This is a genomic window from Atopococcus tabaci DSM 17538, assembly GCF_000429585.1.
GTDB lineage: Bacteria > Bacillota > Bacilli > Lactobacillales > Carnobacteriaceae_A > Atopococcus > Atopococcus tabaci.
Genome location: NZ_AUCD01000079.1, coordinates 1 through 9607, shown reverse-complemented (window position 1 = coordinate 9607; position 9607 = coordinate 1). Strand labels below are relative to the sequence as shown.

Below are 9607 nucleotides of genomic sequence, written 5' to 3'. Positions count from 1 at the left end.
GAACCTGCTCAGAAAAAAATCAGAAGTTTCTGAGGTTTATTTGGTTTGCCTTCTTTTCTTTGTCCACCAATAAAATGGTGTAAGAGTAGAAATTTCTGGAGGAATAGGGAGTGCTTGGAGCCATGTCGAGGACGAAATGCGAATTACGGAGCGTCAGTGCTTCAGCGCTTACGCTCCGTTTGAGGCTTGAGAGCCTGGAGACTAGAGGCTCCAGGCGGTCCCATGGCTTTTCTCCAAGCACCCCCCGTCCATTCCGAAGGAAATTTCCTTGTTCAACCACGTTTGACTTGACTAAACGTAGGAAAGAGAGCAGGACAAAATGCGTTTAGACCCGAACCACTGGAGCGAATAAGCGGATGAGGGGCAAAGCCCCTCGAGCATTATTCGTGAAGTGGACGTCGGGTCTGCATTTTGGAGCGCATTTTCGCTAGCCTTTTCGGAAACGCAGAAGAGGCTGGGACTTTTGTCCCAGCCTCTTTCATAACCGTCTATCTTCTTAGTCAATGTTTGTAATTCTGATATTTACTGCTCCGCCTGGAGTTTCAATCGCCACTTCGTCCCCTACTTTTTTCCCAAGCAATGCTTGCGCAATAGGAGATTCATTAGAGATTTTTCCGGAAAATGGATCTGCTTCCGCTTTTCCAACAATGGTGTACTCTTCTTCTTCTTCATCCGGCAGTTCGACAAAAGTCACTGTTCGTCCCAAAGAAACTTCATCCTTCGCGCCATTGGAGCTGTCGATGATTTCCGCGTGTTGCAACATGTTCTCTAATGTACTAATCCGTCCTTCAACAAACGCTTGTTCATCTTTAGCGGATTCATATTCCGAGTTCTCGGATAAGTCACCGAAACTGCGGGCAATTTTGATACGTTCTACTACTTCTTTCCGTTTTACTGATTTTAGGTGGTCCAATTCTTTTTCGAGTTTTTCTTTCCCTTCCAAAGTCATTGGATACACTTTATCTGCCATCATAGCTTCACCTCATTAATATTCTATGCATGAATAAATCATGTGTGTTAAATAACTTACAAAATTCAATGTAAAAAAGATACCATGGAAACGCATTATTGTAAAGTTCTTTTTTATTCTATAAACGAATAGACGCCGTTGTTTGCACAGCGACGTCTTTGTTTTTAGTTTTTATGCTGGGGATGGATTAAATGGTCCGCTCATCGAAAATGGTTTTGATTTTTGTAGCCAACAAGTCAATCGCCACTTCGTTTTGAGCACCTTCCGGAATAACAATATCCGCATACCGTTTCGTTGGTTCGATAAATTGATGGTGCATTGGCTTGACCACGCTCAAATATTGCTCGATGACATTGTCCAAAGTTCTGCCTCTTTCTTCAATGTCTCTTTTTATTCGGCGTATAATGCGTATGTCGTCGTCTGTATCAACATATACCTTAATGTCCATCAAGTCACGCAGGCGAGGATCCTCAAGAATCAAAATACCCTCCAAGATGATTACTTCTTTAGGCTCTTGAACGAAGACTTTGTCGCTTCTAGTATGCTTTGTATAGTCATACACAGGTTTCTCGATAGATTTATATTCCAACAAATCATGAATATGTTGAATCAACAAATCTGTATCAAACGCCAACGGATGGTCATAGTTTGTTTCGAGTCGTTTTTCAAAAGGCAGATGACTCTGATCCTTGTAGTATGAATCTTGTTCCAACATCATAATGGAGCGTCCTGGGAAATGGTTGTATATTGCCTGACTGACGCTTGTTTTTCCACTTCCAGAACCACCTGTAACTCCAATGACAACTGGTTTGTACTTCTTCACCATAAAAGCTCCTCTTCCTACTGAAAAGCATCGAGCCGTTTGACTCCATGCTTTTCTTTCACAAATTTAATCAAGATATTCACTCTTGTACTGCAAATGTTGGCTGTATGTTTCTGAGAAATAAACTTCTCTTGTGTCCAGATCGGCCAAGAAATAATAGTAGTCCGTTTCCGTTGGATTCAATGCGGCTTGTACCGAACTTTCGCTGCCGTTATTGACCGGCCCTGGTCCTATTCCTCTATGTTGGTACAGGTTATACGGGGAATCTGTTTCCAAGTCTTCGTATGTGATTCGTTCTTTATGCTCTTCCAATGCGTAAGTTACACTCACGTCTGTCTGGAGCGGCATTCCTGAATCCAGGCGATTTTGAAAAACTCCTGAAATCAACTGCCGGTCCTCATCTTCAACTGCTTCTCTTTCAATTAAAGATGCCATTGTCAGTACTTCATGAACAGTTTTGTCTTGATTCTCTATTTCGGCATAATACTGGGAAAGAACATCGTCCGTTTTTTTCAGCATCGCAGTGATCAGTTCGTCGGCTGCCATTCCTTCATAATAGTTATAAGTAGCGGGAAAGAGATATCCTTCCAGTGTATAAATTGTGTCTTCTTTTGCTTCCATTGCGCTTGTCAATAATCGAGGGTATTCCTCTGCTTTCTCTTGTAAAAATTGCTCGTTCTCAAGAAGATTGAACACATCTTCTTCAGAAAATTCTGTTTGTTCTCCAATGATGACGGCAATCTGTTCAACAGTAACGCCTTCCGGAATTGGGATGGTAGTCACTGATTCTTGCGGAACAGGAGCGCCTCCTTCTTGCAGCCGATCGATGATTTGATCCGGTCCCATGGAAGGAGACAGCTTATAGTAGCCAGCTTGGAACCCTTCTTCTTCGTTCATTCGAATGTACATATTAAAGACAAATGCGCTGTTGATAATGTTATTATCTTCGAGAATACGAGCAATGTCGGCTCGAGAAGACCCCATTGGAATCTCAACTTCGACCACTTCTTCGCTTTCCGGGTTCAGCGGCTCAAGAGAAGTCGTAAAATAACGATATCCTGTCACGCCTAATACAACCAACAGCAAAAGAAGGATGGCTACAATGAAGAAAACAATCTTCTGTACTGTTCGTTTAGTCTTTTTCGGTTCCGACATAGTAATTTCAGTCCTTTACGATACGCTCAAAACGGAGGAAGGCTCCCATCTTGAACTTTGTCAAACATAAAACAGGCAGGGGGACGATGTTTCTGCCCTCCTGCTGTCTCTCTATAACGGGTTCATTTACTACGGTATATCTTGTGGAAAAAACGTTTATTCGTCTTCGTCCTCAGATACAAACGTGTTTAAAACTTCTTCAATCATATCCCATTCTTCATCTGTTTCGATAGGGCTTAGAGTGCCTTCGAGTCCGCCTTCGCTTTCTTTATAAGAGAAAGCTTCCAACTCTACTTCTTCTCCTTCGCCACTGCCTGCAGGGAATACCAGGACATATGATTTTTCGAAATCTTCTGAATCAAATGTGAACAAGATTTCGTATAAAGATTCGTTTCCTTGTTCGTCTACAATTGTGATGTATTCATGATTATGGTCATGATCGTGGTTATGGTTGTGGTTGTGTTCTTCACTCATTTGACATTCTCCTCATTGGTTGATAGACGTGATTGCTTTTCTGTATCGATTTAAGAACGGGTATCTCTGGAATGTGCGTCCAAATAATTCTGTAAAATCATGACTGCAGCCAGCTTATCGATTACACTTTTTCGTTTTTTACGCGAAGTGTTCCCTTCTTCAATAAGCATGCGTTCCGCTTGATGGGTCGTTAAACGCTCATCCTGGTACTCAACCGGAAGTTGAAACTTCTCTTCGAGTAATTTCCCATATTTCACCGATGCACGTGCACGTGGACCGAATGAACTGTTCATATTGATTGGAAGTCCAACCACGAACTTGGTCACTTCATATTCTTCTACCAGTTCGGCCAGCCGTTCCAATCCGTATTCTTCTTTATCTTCATTGATTCGGATGATTTCCAGTCCTTGCGCTGTCCACCCAAACGGGTCGCTGACCGCAACTCCCACTGTCCTGGATCCGACATCTAATCCCATAATTCTCATTTTTCTGTGGTCTCACTTTTTTGAAGATAACTTTTTACCAATTCTTCCAAAATTTCGTCTCTTTCATGCCGTTTAATTAGGTTACGAGCATCATTGTGGCGAGGAATATATGCAGGGTCACCGGAAAGAAGATAGCCTACGATTTGGTTGATTGGATTGTATCCTTTTTCTTCCAAGGAACGATATACGTTAGTTAAAGTTTCGTTGACATCTTTTTTGTCATTTTTCTCTACATCAAATCGTACTGTATGATCTAAAGAGCTCATGCTCCAGCCTCCAATTTCACTATTTCTCTTTTTTCTATTGTACTAGAAACTTTTCTAAACTACAATGACGAAAAAGAAAAACGTTTTCTTACAATCAGGGAGAGGCATTTCTCCTCTCCCACTGTTACGAGGCTGATTAACCGTTTTGTTCTAACCACTCAGCAACATGTGCCAAAGCTTGTGGGAAGCCATCAGGTTTTTTTCCACCTGCTTGAGCCATATCCGGACGACCACCGCCGCCGCCGCCAACCATTGGAGCGATTGCTTTAATGAGATCTCCTGCTTTCAGTCCTTTTTTGACTGTTTCTTGGCTCATTGCTACCAGCAAGTTGGCTTTTCCTTCTTTTCTCAACCCCAAAACCAGTACATCCGTTAAGTTTTGTTGTTTCCATTGGTCTGCCAATTGTCTTAGATGCGCCATGTCGTTAACATCTACTTCGGCGGCAATATACGTGTAGCCGTTCGCTTCTTTGACTTGGTTGAACACTTCTTGTGCTTCCGCATTGGCAAGTTTCGCCTGCATGGATTCATTTTCGTGTTCCATTTCCTTCAATTGCTGTTGCAAACTACGGATTTTCGTTGGAACATCGCTTGTCTTTTGAGCTTTGACCAATTCTGCCGCTTCTTTCAGGATGTTTTGTTGCTCTTCCAACCACTTATAAGCATCCGCACTTGTTCTTGCCACGATCCGGCGTACCCCCGCTCCAACTCCAGATTCGGAGATAATTTTGAAGAGGCCGATTTCGCTTGTGTTTCGTACGTGCGTTCCTCCGCATAGTTCTTTGGAGTAATCTCCAACCAAAACAACACGGACATTTTCACCGTATTTTTCACCAAACAACGCCATTGCGCCCAGCTCTTTAGCTTTTTCAAGGTTGGTTTCCACTACTTCTACCGGGATGGAAGCCCAAATCTTCTCGTTGACGATACGTTCAAGTTCGTTTAATTCTTCCGGAGTGACTTGGCCGAAGTGAGTGAAGTCAAAACGCAACATGTCGGAAGCGACAAGAGAACCTGCTTGGTTGGCGTGGTCTCCCAGCGTGTCTTTCAATGCTTGGTGGAGCAAGTGTGTGGCTGTGTGGTTGCGCATGATACGGAGACGAGCTTCAACGTCCACTGTCAGGTGATACACCTCTCCAACCTTCATCAGCTGCTTCACTTCAGTGATATGAAGCGGCTGTCCTGCTGGAGCGGATTGGACGTCTTTGACGACGGCCACAGTCTCCCCTTTGTCATTCTTGATGACTCCAGTGTCTCCGACCTGTCCACCTTTTTCTGAATAGAACGGAGTCTCATCGAACACCAATTGTACGGTGGAACCAGGTTCTGCTTCTTCCAGGATTGCTGCTTCATCCGAGATGTGCACCAATTTCCCTGTGGAAGTGAACGATTCATATCCGACAAAGTTGCTTTCTTCGGTCACTTCAGTCAATAGCCCTGATTGGACAGACATTGAGTGGTCTTCGCCTCGAGCAGAACGGGCGCGTTCTCTTTGTTTCTCCATTTCTTTCTCAAATCCGGATAAGTCGACTGAAAGACCTGCTTCTTCTGCGAATTCTTCAGTCAGTTCTACTGGGAAGCCATACGTATCATACAGACGGAACGTATCTGCTCCTTCAATTTGGCTGCGGCCTTCTTTTTTCAAGCGTTCAATCAAATCGGACAGAATTTCCCATCCTTCATTGATTGTTTCATGGAATCGTTCTTCTTCGTTTTGGATCACCCGTGAAATAAAATCAGTTTTTTCCTGTACTTCCGGGTAATGTTCTTTCATGATTTCGCCGATGACCGGAATCAATTCGGTCAAGAAAGAACGGTCAATTCCCAGTTTGCGGCCGTGCATGACTGATCGGCGCAACAAGCGGCGAAGAACATAGCCTCGGCCTTCATTGGAAGGCAAAGCGCCGTCGCCGATGGCAAAAGTAACGGCACGAACATGGTCTGCAATCACTTTAAATGAAACATCTCGTTCGGAATCTTCGCCGTACGTTTTTCCACTGACAGCTTCTACTTTTTGGATAATCGGGAAGAATAAATCTGTTTCAAAGTTGGTTGGAGTATCTTGAAGCACGGAAACGATTCTTTCCAATCCCATTCCTGTATCTATATTCTTGTTCGGAAGAGGTTCATACGTGTCATCTTCTTTGTGATTGAATTCGGAGAAAACAAGGTTCCAAATCTCCAACCAACGCTCATTCTCGCCGCCTGGGTAGTTTTCAGGATCGTCTTCAGACAGGTTATTGCATTCTTCTCCGCGGTCATAAAAAATTTCAGTGTCTGGACCACTTGGACCAAGACCGATATCCCAGAAGTTTCCTTCCTCTTCAATGATGTGGTCATCGGCTAATCCGATTTTTGTTTTCCAAATTTCTTTCGCTTCTTTGTCTGCCGGATAAACCGTGACATACAAACGTTCTGGATCCAGGTTCAGCCATTTATCGCTGGTCAAAAATTCCCATGCCCATTCGATGGCTTCTTCTTTGAAATAATCGCCGATGGAGAAGTTCCCCAGCATCTCAAACAAAGTGTGGTGACGTGCTGTTTTTCCAACGTTTTCGATGTCGTTTGTTCGAATACTTTTCTGCGAACTGACAATACGCGGGTTGTCCGGTTTCAAAGTGCCGTCAAAGTATTTCTTCAATGTTGCAACCCCAGAGTTGATCCACAACAAAGATGGATCATTCACTGGGACAAGGGACGCGCTTTTGATTGGTTGGTGACCTTTTTCTTCAAAAAAGTCCAAAAACATCTGTCTTACTTCATGACTTTTTAATGGTTTCACTATAATTCTTCCTCTCTTTCCTTTTCCAACGAAAAAAGCCCGAATAATTCATTGCGCACAAGGACGGAAATCCGCGGTACCACCTTGTTTGCAATGAACCATCCAAGCTTTCATTGGGTTCATTACCTCTTTTTCTCGATAACGCGAGAAGCGACAGCTTTTTGTGCTGTAATGTTCAAAGGGAGCACCCGAAACTGTGTCAGCAGCCCTCTTCCACCAAAATGAGAGCCTCTCTGGAGCCAGGGACAGTCTGAGCATATCCTTTGCATTCTTTCAAAGTATAATGAATTTATTCAAAAGTGTCAATAAAAAGAATAGCAAACGACAAGCAGAGCGTTTATTATTCAGGTGAGACATAATCTTTCTGCAGAGTGAAGCCTCTTCCCCATACTTCGCTGGCACTCATGACGACCACGAATGCATCTGGATCAGCCTTCAATACTGTATCTTTCAACATTGTAAATTCCTGCTCTGCAACTACGCACATCAGCATGTCTTTTTTCGTATTTCCATATCCGCCCTTCACATCCAAGTTAGTCACTCCACGCTGCATCGTATGAAGGATTTCCTCTCGTATGGCTTGCGGATCCTCAGAGATGATAAAGACATTTTTGGCACGGTTGAAACCAACTTGAACCAAGTCAACGGAGCGCGTGATGACAAACAGCGCAATAAGGGAATACATGATGGTTTCAGAATTAAACGCAATCAAACCAGCAAAGATGACGGCGCCATCCGGCAGAGCGGTACTGGTCCCAAGCGGCAGGTGCAAGTATTCGTGAATAATTTGCGCCACAATGCTGGTCCCGCCTGTGGAGGCTTTGGCTTTAAAGACGATTCCAATTCCCATTCCCGTCAAAAAACCACCGAAAATGGCTCCCAACATCGGATTGGTGGTCCATGCATCCATATCTTGAATCAAGCCGATAAAAAAGGGCATCAATAAACTTCCCAAAATGGTTTTATACCCGGCCGCTTTTCCCAGCAGTAAAAAGCATAAAAGCAACAACGGGATGTTCAATGCATATTGAACAAGCGCTGGAGACCATCCAAAGAGATGATAAGTGATTGTACTTATTCCCGCGACGCCTCCACCCACAATGCTGTTTGGAAGCATGAAGGCCTGGTATGATAGAGCCGCCAAAAACGAACCCACCGTTATGTATAGTAAATCCAACCAATCCAATGTATATTTTTTTGCCGTTTGTTTCATTCGCTCCACCCCTTTTTTCTACTTCTGGACTATTCTAACACGTGGGGTGCATTCCGGCTAATCGAGTAAGAAACTTTTAATTTGTGAAACCCTTTACTTTTTCCAACTTTCACAAATTGTTCTTCTTCCGCGCTCTGATATAATAAAAGAAGAAAAAATAGGAAGGTAAGGACCTGTCAATGAACTCACCAAAAGAATTATTTTTCATTGTAAATGAACATTCCGGCTCAGGCAAAGGCCGTAAAATAGAAAAGTTAGTCCAACGATTTCAACATCATCATGCTTTCACGGCTGAATTGCATAAAACGACAGCTTCCGGTCATGCACACCAATTGGCTGAACGAATCGCAGAACGTGCAGAGCAATCAAAAAAACAGCCGATTATTGTGGCGGTGGGGGGAGACGGCACACTGAACGAGGTCATCTCAGGTCTCAATCGCACGTATGCCCATATACCGGTCGGGTGCATCCCTACAGGGTCGGGAAACGATTTCGCCCGGTCACACGACCTTCCCCTCAATCCTGAAGAGGCTTTTGAACATTTGCTCGCAGTTCATGCGCCGACTCGTTTCGATGTGCTCACTTACTCGGACAATCAGACAAATGAGGTGGGTTTTGCAGCCAACAGCTTGGGATTCGGCATCGATGCAGCGGTCATTCATTTGTTGAACCAGTCTTCCCGGAAAGAACAGTTTGGAAAAATTTCTTATCTGCTCACTGCGTTGTCGGCGTTTTTCCGCCAGCAGCCGTTCTCGGTGACCGTCCGAAAAAACGGCAAAGAAATGGTTTTTCCTTCTTCTATTTTGGTACTTGCTTCCAACAATCCTTATTTCGGCGGCGGGTTGAAAATTCACCCGCAAGCGCATGCCGAAGACGGGAAATTGGACCTTGTCATCGCTGAAAAGTTGACTTTTTTAGAATTGGTTCGTTTGATCGGGATGCTTTTGACTAAAGGAAACCACCTGTCCCATCCAAAAGTTCACACTCTGGGCAGTGATTCTTTTTCGCTTAAACTCCATTCCGACCAATTCGGTCAAAAAGACGGTGAGGAGCTCCCGACAAAAAAACACGACGTCACTCTCACAACCTTCAAACAGTCGTTTTGGATTTAAGCCTACCGAACACCATCCACTTGAACAAACAAAAAATCCCGGAGAACCTGGCAAATAGTGAAGTGACCCCTAAAAGTTAGACACGGTTATTTCATTTAGGCAGCTTGGTTAAAATGAGTTCGGTACTGCACCGGACTCATTTTTAATTTTGCCTTCATGCGTTTCGTGTTGTAATAGTGTATATAATTTTCAAGTTCCTTTTTAAAATGCTCCACACTTTCAAATTCCTTTAAGTAGAGGAATTCAGACTTCATGATGCCAAAGAAGTTCTCCATGACAGAATTATCGTAACAGTTGCCTTTACGTGACATACTTTGCACAATGCCT

Annotated in this window: 10 protein-coding genes; 1 reads left to right on the top strand and 9 read right to left on the bottom strand. The window is 43.6% G+C overall.

Going from position 1 to position 9607, the window contains the following annotated elements; translation table 11 throughout:
* Positions 1-496: 496 nt before the first annotated feature.
* From greA to G470_RS0110150, 8 genes are all read right to left on the bottom strand, one after another.
* Positions 497-970, bottom strand: a complete 474-nt coding sequence (greA, locus tag G470_RS0110185; protein ID WP_028274723.1) for a transcription elongation factor GreA — start codon at positions 968-970, stop codon at positions 497-499.
* 187 nt (positions 971-1157) lie between these two features.
* Positions 1158-1793, bottom strand: coding sequence for a uridine kinase (udk, locus tag G470_RS0110180; protein WP_028274722.1), 636 nt, complete (start codon positions 1791-1793; stop codon positions 1158-1160).
* Positions 1794-1859: 66 nt separating this feature from the next.
* A complete protein-coding gene (gene mltG, locus G470_RS13365; protein ID WP_084172176.1) occupies positions 1860-2948 on the bottom strand; it encodes an endolytic transglycosylase MltG in 1089 nt (362 codons plus the stop codon).
* 156 nt (positions 2949-3104) lie between these two features.
* Positions 3105-3422: a DUF1292 domain-containing protein gene (locus G470_RS0110170; RefSeq protein ID WP_028274721.1), complete on the bottom strand. Its 318-nt coding sequence runs from the start codon at positions 3420-3422 to the stop codon at positions 3105-3107.
* 50 nt (positions 3423-3472) lie between these two features.
* Entirely contained in the window at positions 3473-3907 is a 435-nt protein-coding gene (gene ruvX / locus G470_RS0110165) for a Holliday junction resolvase RuvX (protein WP_028274720.1), read from the bottom strand.
* Positions 3904-4173: an IreB family regulatory phosphoprotein gene (locus G470_RS0110160; RefSeq protein WP_028274719.1), complete on the bottom strand. Its 270-nt coding sequence runs from the start codon at positions 4171-4173 to the stop codon at positions 3904-3906. Before G470_RS0110160 ends, ruvX begins: the two co-directional genes overlap by 4 nt.
* A gap of 136 nt (positions 4174-4309) precedes the next feature.
* Positions 4310-6955 (bottom strand): alanine--tRNA ligase, encoded by a 2646-nt coding sequence (gene alaS, locus G470_RS0110155; protein WP_028274718.1) that lies wholly within the window; start codon positions 6953-6955, stop codon positions 4310-4312.
* 340 nt (positions 6956-7295) lie between these two features.
* On the bottom strand, positions 7296-8168 hold the full coding sequence (locus tag G470_RS0110150; RefSeq protein ID WP_028274717.1) for a YitT family protein: 873 nt from the start codon (positions 8166-8168) through the stop codon (positions 7296-7298).
* A gap of 179 nt (positions 8169-8347) precedes the next feature.
* On the opposite strand from G470_RS0110150, the gene G470_RS0110145 reads away from it, so the two are divergent.
* Positions 8348-9280, top strand: a complete 933-nt coding sequence (locus G470_RS0110145) for a diacylglycerol/lipid kinase family protein (RefSeq protein WP_028274716.1) — start codon at positions 8348-8350, stop codon at positions 9278-9280.
* Positions 9281-9375: 95 nt separating this feature from the next.
* Here the strand turns inward: G470_RS0110145 and G470_RS0110140 are convergent.
* The coding region (locus G470_RS0110140) for an IS3 family transposase (RefSeq protein WP_028274715.1) at positions 9376-9607 on the bottom strand (232 nt) is incomplete at its 5' end.

What these genes read in the sequence shown, in the direction of transcription:
- greA (WP_028274723.1), bottom strand. Translation starts at nt 970, where the DNA reads ATGGCAGATAAAGTGTATCCAATGACTTTGGAAGGGAAAGAAAAACTC.
- ruvX (WP_028274720.1), bottom strand. Translation starts at nt 3,907, where the DNA reads ATGAGAATTATGGGATTAGATGTCGGATCCAGGACAGTGGGAGTTGCG.
- G470_RS0110145 (WP_028274716.1), top strand. Translation starts at nt 8,348, where the DNA reads ATGAACTCACCAAAAGAATTATTTTTCATTGTAAATGAACATTCCGGC.
- G470_RS0110150 (WP_028274717.1), bottom strand. Translation starts at nt 8,168, where the DNA reads ATGAAACAAACGGCAAAAAAATATACATTGGATTGGTTGGATTTACTA.
- mltG (WP_084172176.1), bottom strand. Translation starts at nt 2,948, where the DNA reads ATGTCGGAACCGAAAAAGACTAAACGAACAGTACAGAAGATTGTTTTC.
- G470_RS0110160 (WP_028274719.1), bottom strand. Translation starts at nt 4,173, where the DNA reads ATGAGCTCTTTAGATCATACAGTACGATTTGATGTAGAGAAAAATGAC.
- G470_RS0110170 (WP_028274721.1), bottom strand. Translation starts at nt 3,422, where the DNA reads ATGAGTGAAGAACACAACCACAACCATAACCACGATCATGACCATAAT.